Origin of the sequence: uncultured Brevundimonas sp., assembly GCF_947305955.1 — a bacterium.
In the GTDB taxonomy this organism is placed as follows: Bacteria; Pseudomonadota; Alphaproteobacteria; order Caulobacterales; family Caulobacteraceae; genus Brevundimonas.
Genome location: NZ_CAMZFB010000018.1, coordinates 1 through 17229 on the forward strand (window position 1 = coordinate 1; position 17229 = coordinate 17229).

Sequence of the window (17229 nt, forward strand, 5' to 3'; positions counted from 1 at the left end):
CAGGCCCGAGCCGTCGCCTTCCTCGTCCCGCGCCGACAGAAGGGCGGTCAGCAGATCATCGGGCGCATCACCGTCCTGCTCGATCCGACGACGGCGGCGGGCGACCAGAGCCGTGACCCGCTCCTGAAAGAAACGCGCATCGCCGCGCGTGACGATCTTGCCCAGACGCGGAATCCAGTCCGGTGCTTTCAGCGCATCCAGCGGACTGATCCGTGCCCCGACGTTCAGGAAGTTGTTCAGCGCCTTCTCGAACCCCTTGGCGTCGCCGTCCAGATCATCCGAGAACATGGTCGCCGACAGAATGTCGAAGGTCAGGCCGCTCATCTCGCTGTCGATGTTCAGGACCTTGGCCCCGTCCTCCAGATGCCAGCTCTCCACGCGACGGCGGCATACGGCATCCATGATCTGTGCGGTCTTGGCCGTATAGGCAGGGGTGAACAGCGGGGCCATGATCCGCCGCGCCCGTCGCCACTGGTCGCCCTCGGTCAGCAGCAGACCGTCGGCCAGCATCGGTCCCAGCACCCGCCGCTGCAGGTCGCCCTTCTCATAGTTGAAGGCATTGTCCGTCAGGACATGACGCACCCCCACCGGAGACGACACCACCAGAGTGCGCCCCAGCGGCGAAGCCCCCGCGACATAGAGTTCCTTGAAATGCAGCCGTCCCCACAGCTTCAGCGGATCGCGCCAGCTCTGCAGCAGGAAGGGGACCAGCGCCATCGGCTCTGTCCGCTGGGCCGGAACCCACGGACGGAAGCCGGAGGAAACCGGTGGCATCGAGGCGGTCGCGTCAGTCATGAACCACTCCTTCTCATCGAACGGCGATCATACTGACGATAATGTCAAAAAGAAGAGCCGTTTATGACGGCCCCGACCTAGGCTGCAACGGACATCTCCCGCACAGGATGGCCCGCCAGTTCCAGTCTTAACCGCGTCAGTTCTTGCGAGCGCCGGACCGGGCTATGTTGATCCAACACATAGGCTTGCGCGGCCATGGCCATGGCCAGCCGTCGAGGACGGTCGTCGATGAGTTGCAGCATGGCCTGTGCCAAGGTGTCGGGGGTGACATCATCGACATAGAGGGCGTGGGGGCCACTGGCCTCCCTGAGCCCGCCGCGACCCGATGAGATCAGCGCCGCCCCTGCCGCATGGGCTTCCAGCGCCGTCAGACCCAGCGGCTCGGCCCACAGCGATGGCGTCAGGGCGATGTCCGACCGCTTCATGATCTGCTGCACCTCGCCCAGCGGGATGGAGTGCATCACCTTCACCCGCTCGCCATAGCGCCGCAGCGGCGCGACATGCGGGGCCGCCCATGCGTGGTGCTGCTCCCAGTCATTGAGCAGCAGGACGGCCTTCCAGTCGGGGCGGGCGTCCAGAACCTTTGGCAAGGCCTTACAGATTTCCGCGACGCCTTTTTCCGGAATGGCGCGACCGGAAAAGACGATCTGGCGATCGCGTTCGCCGATGTCGGCCAGCCAGCCTTCGGCATTGATCGGGTTGGTAAGCGCCACGGCCCGCCCTTGCAGCGCCGGATAATCCCGCATGAAGCGGAACTGCTCGGAACGGCTGACAAAGACAAACCGGTCCATGTGGCGATAGCGACGGTGATATCGCAGGCTGTCGATGGGGTTCTTCGGCGGCTTCAGCGCATTGTGCCGATAGGACACCAGCCGCGCATAGGGCAGGTGCTTGGCCAACCGCGCCGCGCCTATGACATTCTGGTGGAACTCGACGATGTCGGGATCGAAGGACTGTAGAGCCGTCAGCAGTTTGTCCGGCGTGGAATGGCCGACGGCAAAGACGGGCACATCGACGTCGTAGGATTGCGCCCCCGGATCACAGAATATCGCGACCTCTTCGGCATCCGACCTAAAGGGCAATAGAGTGCGAACGACCGTTTCCATCGAATTCGGGCGATGGGAACAGAACAGGCTGCCGGGCGGAAGCACAATGGCGATCCACACGCGCAGGTTTTCGGTATTTACTGGCATATTCCACCCGAAGCTTGGCTGAACCCCATGGGTGGTTAGAAACGGCCTTCATGTAATGAAAGGCCGTTTCATCAGATCGGGATCAGGCCGCGGGCTTCCACGCCTTCATTTCGGCGATCTCGCGTTCCTGTGCGTCGATCACGCCTTGGGCCCACGCACGGACCTGCGGGTCCTTGGCGTGTTCCAGTGCGGTCTTGGCCATGGCCACCGCGCCCTCATGGTGGGCGATCATCTTGTTGATATAGGCTTCATCAGCCGTCTTGCCCGAAGCCGCTGCCATCAGGCGGTGCATCTCGGCTTCGCCCTCGGCATACAGCTTGTCGGCATCGGTCGGGCCGTTGCCGTCATGCATGTCATGACTCATGGCGGCATGGTCCATTTCGCCGCCCGAGACCGTACCGTCCTGTACGGCTCGGGCTTGGTTGGCGGCCGCCACCTCCCGCTTGGCTTGTTCGACGGGATCACCACCGCCGTCACAGGCGGCAAGGGCGAGGGGAAGAACGGCAGCGAGAAGCAGACGGCGCATATACAACCTCTTTAGGGCTTAGCCTTCAATCCAGTTCGGCATCCAGCTTTCGTGCATCTCACGAAGGTGGGTGACAGGAATACGGAACAGTTCACCCGAAGCGTCCGAGCCGACAAAGTCGTTCCCGGCCACCTTGCCGATCACGGCAGCGGGGATACCCGCGGCCTTGGCCTTGGCGATGATTTCATCGGCATTGGTCACGGCCAGCAGATAGCGGGCCTGATCCTCGCCGAAGAAGAATCCGTGGGCCGCAGCCTCACCGGCATTCATCTCGATACCGACGTCCGAGGCGAGGGCGATATCGCCCGCCGCACCGACCAGACCGCCGTCCGACAGGTCGTGAACGACCGTCAGCTCACCCGCCTCGATCAGCGAACGCACAAAGTCGCCGGTCTTCTTTTCCAGCTTCAGATCAACCGGCGGCGGCGCACCGTCTTCACGGCCCAGCACTTCGCGCAGATAGATGGACGCGCCCAGCGAACCCTTGGTCTCGCCAATCAGCACAAGGGCATCGCCCTCGGCTGCGCCACCAAAGCCGGTGACAACGTCATAGTTTGGCAGCAGGCCCACGCCGCCCACGGTCGGGGTCGGCGGAATGGCAACGCCATTGGTCTCGTTGTAGAGCGAGACGTTGCCCGACACGACGGGGAAGTCCAGCTCGCGGCAGGCCTCGGCCATGCCGTCGGTGGCACGCACGATCTGGCCCATGATTTCAGGGCGCTGCGGGTTGCCGAAGTTCAGGTTGTCGGTGATGGCGATCGGGCGTGCGCCCACAGCCGTCAGGTTGCGCCACGCCTCTGCGACGCACTGTTTGCCGCCTTCATACGGGTCGTTCTGGACATAGCGCGGGGTGCAGTCAGACGTAACAGCCAGACCCTTTTCGGTACCGTGGACACGGACCACGCCCGCGTCTGCGCCCGTGGCCGAATCCTGCAGGGTGTCGGCCATCACGTGACGGTCGTACTGTTCCCAGATCCAGCGCTTGGAGGCCATGTCCGGGCAGGTCAGGACGCTGAGGACCGCATCGTTCCAGCTTTCCGGTGCCGGAACCTCGGCGGGCGTCAGGGCCGGATGCAGTTCCGGCTGGACCCACGGACGGTCATAAAGCGGCGCATCGTCGAACAGCGGGGCCAGCGGCACGTCGCAGACGACCTCGCCCTTGTGCTTCAGCACCAGATGGCCGGTGTCGGTGGTCTTGCCGATGATGGCGAAGTCCAGACCCCATTTCTTGAAGATGCGATAGCCGGTCTCTTCATAGCCCGGCTTCAGAACCGCCAGCATACGCTCCTGCGATTCCGACAGCATCATCTCATAGGCCGTCATGCCTTCTTCGCGCTGCGGCACCTTGTCGAGGTCCAGCTCGACGCCCACGCCGCCCTTGCCGGCCATCTCGACCGACGAAGAGGTGAGGCCCGCGGCACCCATGTCCTGAATGGCGGCGACGGCACCTGACTGCATCAGTTCGAGCGTAGCTTCGATCAGCAGCTTTTCGGCGAACGGATCACCGACCTGAACGGTCGGGCGCTTGGCTTCGGACTCGTCGTCGAACTCTGCCGAGGACATGGTCGCGCCGTGGATGCCGTCGCGACCGGTCTTGGAGCCGAAGTAAACCACATCGTGGCCCGCTTCCGGCGCAGCCGAATAATAGATCTCGTCGGCCTTGGCCAAGCCCACGCACATGGCGTTGACGAGGATGTTGCCGTTGTAGCCCTTGTGGAAGTTGGTCTCGCCCGCAACGGTCGGAACGCCGACGCAGTTGCCGTAACCGCCGATACCGGCGACCACGCCCGACACCAGACGCTTGGTCTTCTCGTGCGACGGATCACCGAAACGCAGGGCGTTCAGCAGGGCTACCGGACGCGCACCCATGGTGAAGACGTCACGCATAATGCCGCCCACGCCCGTCGCCGCGCCTTGGTAAGGCTCGATGTAGGATGGGTGGTTGTGGCTCTCCATCTTGAAGATGCAGGCATCGCCGTCATCGATGTCGATAACGCCGGCGTTCTCACCCGGACCGCAGATCACGCGCTCGCCCGTGACGGGGAACTTCATCAGCTGCTTCTTGGATGATTTGTACGAGCAGTGCTCGGACCACATCACCGAGAAGACGCCCAGCTCGACCTGATTGGGCTCACGACCCAACCGGTCCAGCAGGACCTGATATTCGTTAGGGGCGAGGCCGTACTCTTCGGCCAGTTGGGCGATGGTCTTTTGGGGCGCGCTCATGTGGCGCCTATTAGCGTTGTACGGACGATCTGTCAGCCACCGTTTGGCGACTGTTTTGTGTCAGGCCACCCGCTCGACGCCGCGGCGCAGGCCAAAGGCAAAGATCACACCGCCGACCACCAGTAACAAGGCTGCACCCAGACAGTTGAACGCCAGCACCGGATCCACGTCCTGTTCCGCCACAAAGGCCCCGATCAGGCCCCATGCAATCGGCAGGGGATAGGCGAGGGTCCGCAGCGCCCACGACACGACCAGACCCACCACGGTCACAACCACGACCGCCAGAATGGCCCAGCCCAGTGGCGACATCGCGGTGGGCAGGGCATCCAGCGCCGTTGCCGTCGTGATCAGGTTCAGCGGCGAGGCAATGGTCAGCCATCCCGCCAGCGCCGCCAGCGGCCAGATCAGGAAGATACGGTCACGATGCATCAGCGGCGTCGCGCGGATCGTGCCGGACAAGGCCAGCAGCGGCACCAGCAAGGCCAAAAGGCTGGCGAAGATCACCACCACACTGGCCCCCTTCAGGTCCATCGCCGCCATGATGATCCAAAGCCCGATGCCGAAGAAGGACACGAACGATGGCCAGCCCATGCGGTTGATCAGCGTGCTTTCCCCCGTATTCGGCAGAACCTGCCGGATCGCATAGGCGGCAATGCCCGCATAGATCAGGCCCCAGATCGAAAAGGCATAGCCTGCGACCCGCAGGGTCTCGTTACCATCCGCGGCAAACTCGGCCTGTGTCAGCCCAAGGTTCATGAGGTTCTGCAACAGCGGAACGACAATGGCGAAAACAGCCGCGGCCAGAACCGCCAGACGGCGGGTTTTTTGCGCGGGTGATGGGCGAACAATCGACATTACAGCTCCCTGGGACCGTTTCGGTATCGGGGTAACTACGTTTGGCGACGGTGAAGGTTCACGGAACCCGCGCCAATCGACGGGGTTAGTCTTTCATTCCCCATCATATCGGAGGCCCGCCATGCCCGACCGCCCACAGGATGAATTCGACAACGAACCGGAAGAAGTCGACACCAACCGTTCGGTACAACAGGGGCTGGGCGTCGGGGCCCGCGAACTGGCCGCCATTGGTGAAAGCGGCGAGAAGGGCACGCTTGAAGCCCCCAACGCCGGCAAGAAGAAAGACGACACCATCGAGACCGACATCGGCCGTTCTGCCAGCGTACTGGACCGAAAATAAGGTTCTTGGGGCTGCTGGTACCGGTTCAAGATGACGCTGTAATGTTGACGTCGGTGCCGCCAGCACGGTTCATGTGACGATGACAACCGTGACGCCCCAGAATGTCGGACAGTTGCTGGCCGATGCGCGACGTGCCCGCCAAACGGGCGATGTTCCTGCGCTGGCCCGACTGGCCGATGCTCTATTGGCCTATCAACCGCATGAACCGCGCTTTCTGGTTCTGAAGGGCGACGCCCTTCATGCTGGCGGTGATCTGCGCTCAGCAGCGACCTTCTACGGTGCCGCCGTGGCACGGGTTCAGGGGGCGACGCAACTGCCCCCCGACCTGCGGGCCGATATCGAACACGCCCTGAGACGACAGGCCGAAGCCGCCGCCCTGTTCGAGGCGCGCCTGCGCGACGGCTTGCGGGAGCGGGGATTTGATGCGGCTGATCCGGACCAATCCCGCTTTGCGGCCGCTGTCGATCTGATGACGGGCCGCCGCCGCCTCTATTACCAACAGCCGAAATTCTTCCTGTTTCCGGGCCTGCCGCAGATCGAGTTCCAGCCGCGCGAGACCGTGCCATGGCTGGCGCAGGTTGAGGAGGCGACCGCAGACATCAAGGCCGAACTGCAAGGACTGCTGGCGCGTCCCGAACTGTTCGCCCCCTATATCGAGGACCGCAAGAACCGCCCCGCCAGCGATCAGGCCGGATTGCTTGGCAATGACGACTGGAGCGCGGTGTTTCTCTGGAAGGACGGCGTCGAGGTGCCGGAGATCGCCGCCCTCTGTCCCCGTACGCTACAGGTTCTGTCGGACCTGCCCCTTTGCCGGATACCGGGGCGCTCGCCCTCCATCCTGTTCTCGCGTCTGAAGGCGGGGGCGAAAATCCCGCCGCATACGGGACTGATCAACACGCGCCTGATCTGCCACCTGCCTCTGGTCGTGCCGGACGGATGCTATTTCCGCGTAGGAAATGAGGAGCGCCAATGGCGCGAAGGGCAGGCATGGGCTTTTGACGACACCATCGAACACGAGGCGCGCAACGACAGCGCACAGGACCGCACCATCCTGATTTTTGATGTCTGGAAGCCAGAAATCACCCCAGCCGAGCGCCAGAAGATCTGCGACCTGTTCGCCACCATAGACGCAGCGGGTGGCTCCAACATCAAGCTGGGCGTCTGAACGAAAAATGGCCCCGACGCTGTCTGCATCGGGGCCATTTCCAATATTGAACCTTACCGGCTGTCGTTACAGCGAGGCGTAGATGCTCTGGAACAGGGTGGCACCGTCGGCGCTGCCCAGTTCGGCTTCAAAGGCGCGGTCGGGGTGGGGCATCATGCCGATGACATTGCCCGCTTCGTTCATGATGCCGGCGATGTCGTTGACCGAACCATTGGGGTTGTCGACATAGCGGAAGACGACCTGACCGTTGTCCTCGATACGCTTCAGCGTTTCGGCATCGGCGAAATAGTTACCGTCGCCATTGCCTTGGGTCATGATGACTTCGGACTGGTCGCCGTACAGCTTGGTGAAGCGGGTGTTCGGGTTGGCAACCTGCAAGCTGATCGGCTTGCAGATGTATTTCAGGCCCTTGTTCCGCAGCAGCGCGCCCGGCAGCAGACCGGCTTCGCACAGGATCTGGAAACCGTTGCAGATGCCGACCACGGTCACGCCATCTTCGGCGGCCTTCTTGATCGCAGGCATGATGGCCGACTGTGCCGCCATGGCCCCGCAACGCAGATAGTCACCGTAGGAGAAACCTCCCGGAATGACGATCAGGTCGAGGTCCTTGGGCAGTTCGGTCTCGGCATGCCAGACCATGGAAACTTGCTCGCCCGTGGAGCGTTCGACGGCGACCTTACAGTCGCGGTCGCAGTTGGAACCGGGGTATACGATGACGGCTGCGCTCATGGGCGGCCTCCTAGCACTCTTCTCGAAGAATGTCAGTCAAAGGTCAGGGGTTTTTCGCGACAGTTTTGCGACCGCTCACATAGGCCGCAACCCAGATCGCCAGCCCGCCCAGTGACAGGCCCGCCGCGACATAGCCGGTCGAGGCCCAGCCCCAACCTGCCGCAATCGCCATCCCGCCCAGCAGTGGCCCAATGGCATTGGCCAGATTGAAGGCTGAGTGGTTCAGGGCTGCAGCCAGGGTCTGGGCGTCACCGGCCACATCCATCAGGCGCGTTTGCAGGATCGAGCCGAGGCCGCCGCCGATGCCGATCATCATGATGCACGGCAGCAGGGTCCAGAGGTGGTTCAGCGCCGTCGGATAAAGGCACAGCGCAAAGGCGCTCCAGATCAGCAGACCCGCAGCGGCCTTCATTCCGAATCTGTCCGCAGCCCAGCCGCCGATCAGATTGCCCGCCATCATGCCGATGCCGAACACCGCAAACAGCCACGGCAGCATCGATGCCGACAGGCCCGTAACGGCTTGGGAGGCCGAGGCGATATAGGCATAGACGCAGAACATGCCGCCAAAGCCGATGGCACCCACGCCTAGCGTCAGCCACACCAGACTGCGCTTCAAAGCGCCCAGTTCACGCATGGGAACAGCCTCAGGATCACCCTTGTCGCGTGGCGCGAACAGGCCAATCAGCGCCATGGTGGTGATGGCGCACAGGGCGACGATGGCAAAGGTCCAGCGCCAACCGAAATTTTGGCTGACCAGATTGACGACAGGCACGCCCAGAACCGTCGCGACCGTCAGACCCAGCAGGGTCGTGGCGACCGCTCGCGAGCGGATTTCCAGCGGCACAATGCTGGCCACCAACAGAGCTGCCACACCGAAATAGGCCCCGTGCGGAATACCGCTGAGGAAGCGGAACACCAGCATCAGCTCATAGGTCGGTGCCATGGCACTGAGCAGATTGCCGATGGCGAATAGCCCCATCAGGCCGATCAACAGAAGCCAGCGCGGCATACGCGCGCCCATCACCGCCAGAACCGGCGCACCGATCACCACGCCAGCGGCATAGGCGCTGATGACGTGGCCTGCGGTCGGTTCGTCCACGCCCAGCCCTTTGGCAAACTCCGGCAAGACACTCATGGAGGCGAACTCGGTCACGCCGATGGCAAAGCCACCCATGGCCAGAGCGATAAGGATCAACGCCAGATTTTGAGGCGTTTGGAGGCGGGATGGGGGAATTGGGTCGGAAGACATGAAGGCCGGCGTAAAGGGAGGAGCAGGGGCATATGGTCCTCCTCGCGCCAGTTACAATGCGTCGGAGCCATCCGATTGGGGTTGAATCCGCTCCAGCCCTTCGCGAACCTTGGGATGCGATACGGCCAGACCCAGTTTCTGGGCCACATAGACCTCCAGAATCATTCGCGTCATGTCGTCCTCGACCGTCAGCCAGCGGGCCTCGACGGGTGGGTTCTGATGCGGCCCAAAGGGGACGGATCGACTGCGAAAGTTGGAGAAATCGGCACCGGCCGGATTGCTGCCGATCAGGATAGAAATCGACCCGCGAAATGACGGGTAAAGCAGCTCCGCCTCATTCACGTGGGGCGGAGCGCCGGTCAGGATCGGTTCGTCCTGAATATAGAAAACATAGAGCGCCTTATCGACGGGCAGAAAGCCGCGAACGACGGGCATTCGCGGCCTTGCCATCAGATCGGCATACAGGCCCGGCAGGGCTGCCATGACCTCGGGCGAGGGCATTTCCCTTATTCGCCCTTGTTCTCGTAGATGCCGGTGATCGACGCCTTGGCGAGGGTGTGGAAGTGCAGGTTGAACCCGTACACGGCACCGGAGTTGTCGGCGTTGACGTCCAGACGGTCGGTGTCCACGGCAAAGACGGTGAAGATATAGCGGTGCGGGCCATGGCCTGCGGGCGGGGCAGCGCCGCCAAAGCCCGGCTGGCCAAAGTCGGTACGGCCTTGAATGGCACCCGACGGCAGCTTGCCGCCATCCGGCGCACCCGCACCGGTTTCCAACTCGGTCACGTCTGCCGGAATATTGGCTACGGTCCAGTGCCAGAAGCCCGAGCCGGTCGGCGCGTCGGGGTCATAGCAGGTGATGGCGAAGGACTTGGTGCCTTCCGGCGCGCCCGACCACTTCAGGTGCGGCGAGACATTGCCCTTGGCATAGACCTGCGCGTCCGGCAGCTGACCGCCGTCGGTCAGGTCGTTGGAAGTCAGGGTAAAGGTCATGGGTCAATCCCTCCGCAAAAACAGGCCCGTCCAGTGACACCTAAATGGCCTGTCGGTTAGGCCCGAGGCAAGGGCAATCGTTCACTCAAAACGTCTGTCGGATGGAAATGCTTTCGATCATTTCGGCCAGACGCTGCACGTCGCGGGAATCGAAGCCTGCGGTGTTGACGGTGGTCCGCTTGCCGTCATGGTATTTCAGCCTGAGCAAGCTGTGGATGGCTGCTGTCGAATGGCTGATTGTGGCCTCAGACACGTTCCGCAATGACGTTGAACGCTCGGTGCCCGAAGAGCTGCGGATGATGACTTCATCCATGCCGATCACCATGCGGCGGCGGGCCAGCTTGGTACCGATCGCCAGATTGGCGGCGGGCAGGGCCAGCCACGCCAAACCGAACCCCAGCCAAAGCATAAGACCCTCGCCGTGAAAGGACGACAAAACCTCACGCGGGGCACGGATCAGCGCGACGCCCAGCAACAGCACCGTCAGCACAAACAGCCCGTGACAAGCCATGCTGAGGACCCCGAACGGGATGTAGCGATAAAGGATATGGGGGCGAACAACATCGCCGGGGCGCAAAGGCTTCATCAGTCCTCCCAATCCCGAGCAAACTGTAGGGAAGGGCGGAAAGCTGCAAGCGTGGCCGTTTTTATAGCTGTGTCAAAGACTTGGGTCAGCCAAAGGCCGGATGGTAACGAACCGCGCCGCCAAGCCCTTGCCTTGGTTCGTGCCAGACCAGAACCTGAAAATATTCGGGCGGCGGGCCGGGATAGGTGAAGCGCGCATCCTGCTTGAAGCCGAAGCGACCATAATAGGCGGGATCGCCCATCACCACACAGCCATTGGCCCCGATCACCCGCAGCTGCTCTAATCCATTCTCGATCAGCGCCTGGCCGATGCCACGGCCTTGCAGGTCCGGATGGACCGATACTGGACCCAGCCCGAACCAGCCGGACTGTTCGCACCATTCGACGGGAGAAAAGGCGGCATGGCCGACAATCCGGCCGTCCAACTCCGCCACAATGGAAATGGTCAGGGCCTTGGCATCGCGCAAAGCGTCGATGATGCGTGGCTCGGACCCGTCACTGTGGGGATGCCCCTGAAACGCCAACTGCGTCAGGGAAAAGATTGCGGCCCGATCCGCAGGGGACTCGGGCCGCAAAATCATCAGGCGATCTCGATCTTGTAGGATTCGATGACCGTATTGGCCAAAAGCGTCTCGCACATGCGCTTCACTTCGGCTTCCTTGTCCGCAACGTCGTCGGCCAGATCGAACTCGATCAGCTTGCCGACGCGGGCGTTGGCGACACCGCCCCAACCCAGACCTTGCAGAGCGCCTTCGACGGCCTTGCCCTGAACATCCAGCACGCCCGGCTTGAGGAAGACGTGAACCTTAACCTTGGCCATTAATGCAGCCCCCCCTGAATAACAGTCGGCATGTCTTTCATGATGCCGAGACGGCGAGCCACTTCGGTGTAGCTCTCGATGACATTGCCCATGTCGCGGCGGAAGCGGTCCTTGTCCAGCTTCTCGCCCGTGGCGGTATCCCACAGGCGGCACGAGTCAGGGCTGATTTCGTCGGCGAGGATGACGCGCGAGAAGTCGTTCTCGTAGATGCGGCCAAACTCGATCTTGAAGTCGACGAGGGTGATGCCGACAGCCGCGAACATGCCCGACAGGAAGTCGTTCACGCGGATGGCGGTGGCCAGAATGTCGTCCAGTTCCTGGGTGGTGGCCCAGCCGAAGGCGGTGATGTGCTCTTCGGAGATCATCGGATCGTTGAGTTCGTCTTTTTTGTAATAGAACTCGATGATCGAACGCGGCAGCGGCGTGCCTTCTTCGAGGCCCAGACGCTTGGCGATCGAGCCAGCGGCGATGTTGCGGACCACGACCTCCAGCGGCACGATCTCGACTTCGCGGATCAGCTGCTCGCGCAGGTTCAGGCGCTTGATGAAGTGATTGGTGACGCCGATCTGGTTCAGGCGGCTCATCACAAACTCGCTGATGCGGTTGTTGATGACGCCCTTGCCTTCCAGCTGGGCCTTCTTTTCGCCGTTGAAGGCGGTCGCATCATCCTTGAAGTACTGGATCAGCGTGCCGGGCTCCGGACCCTCGTAAAGGATCTTGGCCTTGCCCTCGTAGAGCATTTTGCGCTTGGTGTTCATCACTGGCGTTCCCGAACGGGGAGGTAACGGTGGCCTTCAAAACGAAAAACGCGCAGGCCCGTGAACGGGCAGCGCGGTCCTTGAGTCGATGGCGGCTTTATAGAACCGAGTGCCCTTTAACCGAACGCGGGCTGTGACACAAATATCCATACACGGCGAACGCGCACACAACCGTGTTTAACGGTTATTGACCTTGGGGCATTTGGGAGGCCATAGAGCGCCATGCGGGAATGAATGTCTCCCGTGAACTGGAGTTACGACGCGATGACGACCTTCGAAGATCGGGAACAGGCCTACGAGGCCAAATACGCCCTCGATCAGGAACAGGAATTCAAGGCCATCGCCCGTCGCAACAAGTTGCTGGGCCTGTGGGCCGCTGAAAAGATGGGCCTTTCCGCCGAGAGCGCCGATCAGTACGCCGCCGCTGTTGTGCGCGCTGATTTCGAGCAGCCGGGCGAAGAGGACGTGTTCCGCAAGATTGCCGGCGACTTCAAGGGCGCTGGCCTGACCGTTTCGGACACCGAAGTCCGCAGCAAGATGGACGAACTGGCTTCGATCGCCCGCGAGCAAATCCGCGCTGGCCAATAAGCCTTTTTATATCCAATAAAAATCGAGGCCCGCGACCGGAGGGGAAGGTCGCGGGCCTCTTTTTTACCGGCCTGCCTCAATTGGGGGAAATGCTGTTGAGGACAGACATGCGCACTGCCAGCGCGACAGTATAACTCGCAAACCGGCGGTCGGTTTCACTTACGGCATCAAAACCGTATCGACGACGTGAACCACGCCATTGGTGCGGGCTTGGTCGGCTAGGGTGATGGTCGATTTGCCGCCCTTGGCGTCGGTGATTTCCCAACGACCATTGCCCGCGTCGCGCAGGGTCAGCTTGCCACCCTGAATGGTGGTCAGGGTCGCCACGCCGTTGTTGGCAGCAGCTTGCGAGGCCAGATCGGCGGCGGTCACACGGCCCGGTACCACGTGATAGGTCAGGATCTTGGTCAGATCGGCCTTCTTGGCCGGCTGCATCAGGGCATCACGGTCAGCGGCCGGAATCTTGTCAAAGGCGGCGTTGTTCGGGGCGAAAACCGTGAACGGGCCCGGACCCGACAGGCGATCCTTCAGGCCAGCCGACTGGACGGCGGCGGTCAGGGTGGTGAACTCCGGCGCGCTGCTGGCGGCGGTGATGATGTCAGCCGTCGGGGCAGCGGTGGTGGTCGTGGTGGTCGCGGCCGGATCCGAAGCCGGTGCCGAACCGGTCTGGGCCGGCTGGTTATTATTGTTACCGCAGGCGGCCAGCGTCAGGGCGGCGGCGGAGGCGATAAGCACGGCGGAGGTTTTACGCAGAGCGATCATGATGTGTCTCTCCCTAAAAGCGTCGCGCGGCGGCGACTGAGGAGAGATTACGGTTCAGAACGGCAAAGGATGCAGTCAGGGCCGATTTTGTGATCAGCCGCCGGTCGTTCCGACATCCTGAGAGCCGAAAAGCGCCGCGCGCCATGCTGCCGATTTCTCGGCGAGGGGGCGAGCGTGTGCCGGACTGCTGGACGGCAGATCGACGAGACGTGTCCGCTCGGGCAGGTCCTTCAGGATACGGCGGCCGATCTTGGCCGCCGCCGCACCATTAAACGCCACCGTATGCAGTTGCGGCAAACCCGATACCAAGCCCACAAGGTCCGCCGCTTCCGGCGACCGGATGGCGGCGTCCAGACTGCCTGACCGTTCGGCGGATGCCAAAACGTCCCACAGGCCAAAGCCCTTGGCCTTCAATGCCGCGACCCTTTCGGAATAGGGCATGGACGGCAGATCAACGCCCACCAACTGGCCCATAACAGGCCAGAAGGCATTGCGCGGATGGGCATAATATTGACCCGCTGCCAGTGACGCGACGCCCGGCAGGCTGCCGAGGATCAGCACCCTTGTTTCGGGCGTCACCTCGGGCGCAAAGCCGATGGAGCGGGCAGGGGCGTCGGCCATAGCTTATTCCGCGAAGACGACCGTCTTTTCCCCGTGGATCAGGACGCGGTCGTGCAGATAGTGGGACACAGCGCGGGCCAAAACGCGGCGCTCGATGTCGCGACCCTTGCGGATCAGGTCCTCGGGCGCGTCGCGGTGGCTGATGCGTTCCACATCCTGTTCAATGATGGGGCCTTCGTCCAGATCGGCGGTGACGAAGTGAGCGGTAGCCCCGATCAGTTTCACGCCGCGTGCATGGGCCTGATGATAGGGCTTGGCTCCCTTGAAGCCCGGCAGGAAGGAGTGGTGGATGTTGATGCAGCGTCCGGCCAGCTTGCCCGCCAGATCATCCGACAGGATTTGCATATAGCGGGCCAGCACCACCAGCTCCGTGCCGGTTTCCTCGATCAGGGCCAGCAGTTGCTTCTCCTGCTCGGCCTTGTCGCCCTTCATCGGCAGGTGGTGGAAGGGCAGGTCGCCCAGATCGACGTGGCCGATCATCTCGCGCGGGTGGTTCGAGACGATGGCGGTGATGTCCATCTCCATCTCGCCCGTGCGCCAGCGGTAAAGCAGGTCCGCCAGACAGTGATCGAATTTGGATGTCAGGATCATCACCTTGCGCGGTTCGGGCCCACGCATGGTCCAGTCCATCTCCAGCCGCTCGGCCAGCGAGGTGAAATCGGCCCGCGCCGCGTCCGGCGTGTCGCCTTCGGCCAGATCGAACGCCACGCGCATGAAGAAGGTCCCGGTGCTGGGCTCACCGAACTGCTGGGCATCGATGATGTTGGCGTCACGTTCCAGCAGGAAGGTCGAGACAGCCGAAACCAGACCGCGACGGTCAGGGCAGGAAAGCGTGAGGATCATGGGACTTCGAGAACAGGAGGCGAATGGGGAGGGAAGGAAGCCTAAGGCGGTCGTGCGCTAGTTTCTAAGCCAGCCGACCACGGAATCCCGCGGCCTGGCGGCATAAGGGGCGACGGGCGCAACCGAATGCATCTGGGGCACGCGGAACAGCGACAGGGTGTTGAAGCGCGGGATGAAGCCCTTGGTCACATCGCCCTTGTCGTCATGGAACAGCAACTGGCCACCCCAGTCGGCCCGCCAGTCGCGCGTAAAGCCCAGCGTATAGGCGGTCAGGCGGTCGCTGGCCTCGGTGCCAATATCGTTGTGTAGGCCGATAAAGTCACCGGGCCGATAGCGTGTGAGCTGACCATCGGCCTTACGCACCTGCGGCTGGTTGGTGACATAGGCACCAAAGGCCACAAACTCGGCGTTCAGGAATTCGGTCAGGCGGTGGACGGGGTGGCCCGGATCGCGCTTGGCCAAATAGGCCGTGATCAACGGATAGGCCGTATAGAGGAAGCCATATCCATGCCCCGCACGCTCCAGCATCGCGTTGATGCGTGCAGCCAAGGCGTCGGCACCCGTCGCCGCCTCTTGCGCGGACACCGTCACCGGACGCCCGTCCTCGCCCTCAAAGGCGGTGTCGAAGGCGAGGGTTTCGAACATTCCTGCAATGTGGTCGGCCACACGGGGTTCGAAAATGTCAGGGATTTGCACCATGCCGTCGCGCGCATAGCTGGCGCGCGCCGTATTGGCGTCAACCGTCGGATTGATGCGGATGGCCGGAATTGTCACGCCTGTCTCCCCCAAGAGGACACCGTGATAGCCAATCAAGCTTGCAAGAAAAAGGGGAGGCCCTTTCGAGCCTCCCCCTTTCATTCGGATATCGAACCGGATCAGCCTTCGCCGAAAACGCGGTTGAAGATCACATCGACATTCTTGGTGTGGTAGCCAAGGTCGAACAGGGCCTCCAGCTCGGCGTCGGGCAGGGTGACGCGGGCGTCGGCCTTGAGGAAGTCGATGAAACGGCCTTCTCCGCGCCAGACCTTCATGGCGTTTTCCTGAACCGCGGCATAGGCGTCTTCACGGCTGATGCCCGCTTGGGTCAGGGCCAGCATGACGCGCTGCGAGAAGACCAGACCGCCCAGACGGTCGAGGTTCTTCTGCATGTTCTCCGGATAGATGTTCATGCGCTCGACCACGCCGGCCAGACGGTGCAGGGCGAAGTCGAGGTGGATGGTGGCGTCCGGACCGATGCCGCGCTCAACCGACGAGTGGCTGATATCGCGCTCGTGCCACAGGGCGACGTTTTCCATAGCCGGAACGACCGACGAGCGGACGAGGCGGGCCAGACCCGTCAGGTTCTCGGTCAGGATCGGGTTGCGCTTGTGCGGCATGGCCGACGAGCCCTTTTGACCCTTGTCGAAGAACTCTTCGGCTTCCAGCACCTCGGTGCGCTGCAGGTGGCGAATTTCGGTGGCCAGACGCTCGATCGACGAGGCGATCACGCCAAGGGCGGCGAAGTAGGCGGCGTGGCGGTCGCGCGGGATGACCTGCGTCGAGACCGGCTCGACCTGCAGACCCATCTGCTCGGCCACATAGGCTTCCACTTCCGGCGAGACGTTGGCGAAGGTGCCGACCGCACCCGAGATGGCGCAGGTGGCGATTTCTTCACGGGCGGTCACGAGACGGCGACGGGCGCGCTGCCACTCGGCGTGATAGCCAGCCAGCTTGAGGCCGAAGGTGACGGGTTCTGCGTGGATGCCGTGCGAGCGACCGACGCAGACGGTGTACTTATGTTCCTTGGCTCGGGTTTCCAGCGCGCTTAGGACGCGATCAACGCCCGCCAGCAGCAGGTCCGACGAGCGGGCCAGTTGCACGGCGAAGCAGGTGTCCAGAACGTCCGACGAGGTCATGCCCTGGTGCAGGAAGCGGGCTTCGTCGCCGACGATTTCCGCCACGTGCGTCAGGAAGGCGATGACGTCGTGCTTGGTGGTGCGTTCGATCTCGTCGATGCGGTCGGCATCGAAGGTGGCATCCTTGCCCTTGGCCCAGATGGCTTCAGCAGCCTCGGTCGGGATCACACCCAACTCGGCCATCTTCGTGGCGGCGTGGGCTTCGATCTCGAACCAGATCTTGTACTTCGTGTCCTGGGACCAGATGGCGACGGCTTCGGGGCGGGTGTAGCGCGTGATCATGGTTG

21 protein-coding genes are annotated in these 17229 nt (G+C 62.6%); 3 read left to right on the plus strand and 18 right to left on the minus strand.

Features of this window, described 5'->3' with window-relative positions:
- The 5 genes from Q0Y42_RS06360 to Q0Y42_RS06380 form a co-directional block, all read right to left on the minus strand.
- Positions 1-795: cytochrome P450 (locus tag Q0Y42_RS06360; RefSeq protein WP_297801395.1), on the minus strand; the 795-nt coding region annotated here is incomplete at its 3' end.
- Positions 796-872: 77 nt separating this feature from the next.
- Positions 873-1988 carry a glycosyltransferase family 4 protein gene (locus Q0Y42_RS06365; RefSeq protein WP_297801396.1) on the minus strand — a complete coding sequence of 372 codons (1116 nt, stop codon included), beginning with the start codon at positions 1986-1988 and terminating at the stop codon, positions 873-875.
- An 82-nt stretch (positions 1989-2070) separates the two neighbouring features.
- Complete coding sequence (locus Q0Y42_RS06370; protein WP_297801399.1) at positions 2071-2514, minus strand: DUF305 domain-containing protein; 444 nt, start codon at positions 2512-2514, stop codon at positions 2071-2073.
- Between the two features lie 18 nt (positions 2515-2532).
- A complete protein-coding gene (purL, locus tag Q0Y42_RS06375; protein ID WP_297801401.1) occupies positions 2533-4740 on the minus strand; it encodes a phosphoribosylformylglycinamidine synthase subunit PurL in 2208 nt (735 codons plus the stop codon).
- A 60-nt stretch (positions 4741-4800) separates the two neighbouring features.
- The gene (locus Q0Y42_RS06380; RefSeq protein WP_297801404.1) at positions 4801-5595 is read right to left on the minus strand and encodes a hypothetical protein; all 795 of its coding nucleotides are present in this window, start codon (positions 5593-5595) and stop codon (positions 4801-4803) included.
- A 121-nt stretch (positions 5596-5716) separates the two neighbouring features.
- Here Q0Y42_RS06380 and Q0Y42_RS06385 point away from each other — a divergent pair, with 121 nt between their 5' ends.
- Positions 5717-5935 (plus strand): hypothetical protein, encoded by a 219-nt coding sequence (locus tag Q0Y42_RS06385; RefSeq protein WP_297801406.1) that lies wholly within the window; start codon positions 5717-5719, stop codon positions 5933-5935.
- A gap of 88 nt (positions 5936-6023) precedes the next feature.
- Complete coding sequence (locus tag Q0Y42_RS06390) at positions 6024-7100, plus strand: aspartyl/asparaginyl beta-hydroxylase domain-containing protein (protein ID WP_297801409.1); 1077 nt, start codon at positions 6024-6026, stop codon at positions 7098-7100.
- 66 nt (positions 7101-7166) lie between these two features.
- On the opposite strand, the gene purQ is transcribed toward Q0Y42_RS06390, so the two are convergent.
- The 8 genes from purQ to purC form a co-directional block, all read right to left on the minus strand.
- Complete coding sequence (purQ, locus tag Q0Y42_RS06395; protein ID WP_297801412.1) at positions 7167-7829, minus strand: phosphoribosylformylglycinamidine synthase subunit PurQ; 663 nt, start codon at positions 7827-7829, stop codon at positions 7167-7169.
- Positions 7830-7872: 43 nt separating this feature from the next.
- Positions 7873-9024 carry an MFS transporter gene (locus Q0Y42_RS06400; RefSeq protein ID WP_297801414.1) on the minus strand — a complete coding sequence of 384 codons (1152 nt, stop codon included), beginning with the start codon at positions 9022-9024 and terminating at the stop codon, positions 7873-7875.
- Between the two features lie 105 nt (positions 9025-9129).
- On the minus strand, positions 9130-9579 hold the full coding sequence (locus Q0Y42_RS06405) for a hypothetical protein (RefSeq protein WP_297801416.1): 450 nt from the start codon (positions 9577-9579) through the stop codon (positions 9130-9132).
- Between the two features lie 5 nt (positions 9580-9584).
- Positions 9585-10070 carry a YbhB/YbcL family Raf kinase inhibitor-like protein gene (locus tag Q0Y42_RS06410; RefSeq protein ID WP_297801418.1) on the minus strand — a complete coding sequence of 162 codons (486 nt, stop codon included), beginning with the start codon at positions 10068-10070 and terminating at the stop codon, positions 9585-9587.
- An 85-nt stretch (positions 10071-10155) separates the two neighbouring features.
- A complete protein-coding gene (locus tag Q0Y42_RS06415; RefSeq protein WP_297801420.1) occupies positions 10156-10656 on the minus strand; it encodes a hypothetical protein in 501 nt (166 codons plus the stop codon).
- 85 nt (positions 10657-10741) lie between these two features.
- On the minus strand, positions 10742-11236 hold the full coding sequence (locus Q0Y42_RS06420) for an N-acetyltransferase (protein ID WP_297801425.1): 495 nt from the start codon (positions 11234-11236) through the stop codon (positions 10742-10744).
- The gene (purS, locus tag Q0Y42_RS06425) at positions 11236-11475 is read right to left on the minus strand and encodes a phosphoribosylformylglycinamidine synthase subunit PurS (protein ID WP_297801427.1); all 240 of its coding nucleotides are present in this window, start codon (positions 11473-11475) and stop codon (positions 11236-11238) included. The genes Q0Y42_RS06420 and purS overlap by 1 nt, the downstream gene beginning before the upstream one ends.
- Positions 11475-12233, minus strand: a complete 759-nt coding sequence (gene purC, locus Q0Y42_RS06430) for a phosphoribosylaminoimidazolesuccinocarboxamide synthase (RefSeq protein WP_297801429.1) — start codon at positions 12231-12233, stop codon at positions 11475-11477. The genes purS and purC overlap by 1 nt, the downstream gene beginning before the upstream one ends.
- Before the next feature lie 264 nt (positions 12234-12497).
- Between purC and Q0Y42_RS06435 the strand changes: the two genes are divergently transcribed.
- Complete coding sequence (locus Q0Y42_RS06435) at positions 12498-12821, plus strand: DUF1476 domain-containing protein (RefSeq protein ID WP_297801431.1); 324 nt, start codon at positions 12498-12500, stop codon at positions 12819-12821.
- A 159-nt stretch (positions 12822-12980) separates the two neighbouring features.
- Here the strand turns inward: Q0Y42_RS06435 and Q0Y42_RS06440 are convergent, their stop codons facing one another.
- From Q0Y42_RS06440 to purB, 5 genes are all read right to left on the minus strand, one after another.
- Positions 12981-13583, minus strand: coding sequence for a fasciclin domain-containing protein (locus Q0Y42_RS06440; RefSeq protein ID WP_297801433.1), 603 nt, complete (start codon positions 13581-13583; stop codon positions 12981-12983).
- A 93-nt stretch (positions 13584-13676) separates the two neighbouring features.
- Positions 13677-14204 carry a DNA-deoxyinosine glycosylase gene (locus tag Q0Y42_RS06445; protein WP_297801435.1) on the minus strand — a complete coding sequence of 176 codons (528 nt, stop codon included), beginning with the start codon at positions 14202-14204 and terminating at the stop codon, positions 13677-13679.
- Between the two features lie 3 nt (positions 14205-14207).
- Positions 14208-15047, minus strand: a complete 840-nt coding sequence (gene purU / locus Q0Y42_RS06450; RefSeq protein ID WP_297801437.1) for a formyltetrahydrofolate deformylase — start codon at positions 15045-15047, stop codon at positions 14208-14210.
- A 57-nt stretch (positions 15048-15104) separates the two neighbouring features.
- Positions 15105-15821, minus strand: coding sequence for a 2OG-Fe(II) oxygenase family protein (locus tag Q0Y42_RS06455; RefSeq protein WP_297801440.1), 717 nt, complete (start codon positions 15819-15821; stop codon positions 15105-15107).
- 101 nt (positions 15822-15922) lie between these two features.
- Positions 15923-17224 (minus strand): adenylosuccinate lyase, encoded by a 1302-nt coding sequence (gene purB, locus Q0Y42_RS06460; RefSeq protein WP_297801501.1) that lies wholly within the window; start codon positions 17222-17224, stop codon positions 15923-15925.
- Positions 17225-17229: the final 5 nt, after the last annotated feature.

Bases quoted from the DNA above. Each gene is read 5' to 3' on its own strand.
- Q0Y42_RS06365 (WP_297801396.1), bottom strand. From the start codon at position 1,988: ATGCCAGTAAATACCGAAAACCTGCGCGTGTGGATCGCCATTGTGCTT.
- Q0Y42_RS06370 (WP_297801399.1), bottom strand. From the start codon at position 2,514: ATGCGCCGTCTGCTTCTCGCTGCCGTTCTTCCCCTCGCCCTTGCCGCC.
- purL (WP_297801401.1), bottom strand. From the start codon at position 4,740: ATGAGCGCGCCCCAAAAGACCATCGCCCAACTGGCCGAAGAGTACGGC.
- Q0Y42_RS06380 (WP_297801404.1), bottom strand. From the start codon at position 5,595: ATGTCGATTGTTCGCCCATCACCCGCGCAAAAAACCCGCCGTCTGGCG.
- Q0Y42_RS06385 (WP_297801406.1), top strand. From the start codon at position 5,717: ATGCCCGACCGCCCACAGGATGAATTCGACAACGAACCGGAAGAAGTC.
- purQ (WP_297801412.1), bottom strand. From the start codon at position 7,829: ATGAGCGCAGCCGTCATCGTATACCCCGGTTCCAACTGCGACCGCGAC.
- Q0Y42_RS06405 (WP_297801416.1), bottom strand. From the start codon at position 9,579: ATGCCCTCGCCCGAGGTCATGGCAGCCCTGCCGGGCCTGTATGCCGAT.
- Q0Y42_RS06410 (WP_297801418.1), bottom strand. From the start codon at position 10,070: ATGACCTTTACCCTGACTTCCAACGACCTGACCGACGGCGGTCAGCTG.
- Q0Y42_RS06415 (WP_297801420.1), bottom strand. From the start codon at position 10,656: ATGAAGCCTTTGCGCCCCGGCGATGTTGTTCGCCCCCATATCCTTTAT.
- Q0Y42_RS06420 (WP_297801425.1), bottom strand. From the start codon at position 11,236: ATGATTTTGCGGCCCGAGTCCCCTGCGGATCGGGCCGCAATCTTTTCC.
- purS (WP_297801427.1), bottom strand. From the start codon at position 11,475: ATGGCCAAGGTTAAGGTTCACGTCTTCCTCAAGCCGGGCGTGCTGGAT.
- purC (WP_297801429.1), bottom strand. From the start codon at position 12,233: ATGAACACCAAGCGCAAAATGCTCTACGAGGGCAAGGCCAAGATCCTT.
- Q0Y42_RS06435 (WP_297801431.1), top strand. From the start codon at position 12,498: ATGACGACCTTCGAAGATCGGGAACAGGCCTACGAGGCCAAATACGCC.
- Q0Y42_RS06440 (WP_297801433.1), bottom strand. From the start codon at position 13,583: ATGATCGCTCTGCGTAAAACCTCCGCCGTGCTTATCGCCTCCGCCGCC.
- Q0Y42_RS06445 (WP_297801435.1), bottom strand. From the start codon at position 14,204: ATGGCCGACGCCCCTGCCCGCTCCATCGGCTTTGCGCCCGAGGTGACG.
- purU (WP_297801437.1), bottom strand. From the start codon at position 15,047: ATGATCCTCACGCTTTCCTGCCCTGACCGTCGCGGTCTGGTTTCGGCT.
- purB (WP_297801501.1), bottom strand. From the start codon at position 17,224: ATGATCACGCGCTACACCCGCCCCGAAGCCGTCGCCATCTGGTCCCAG.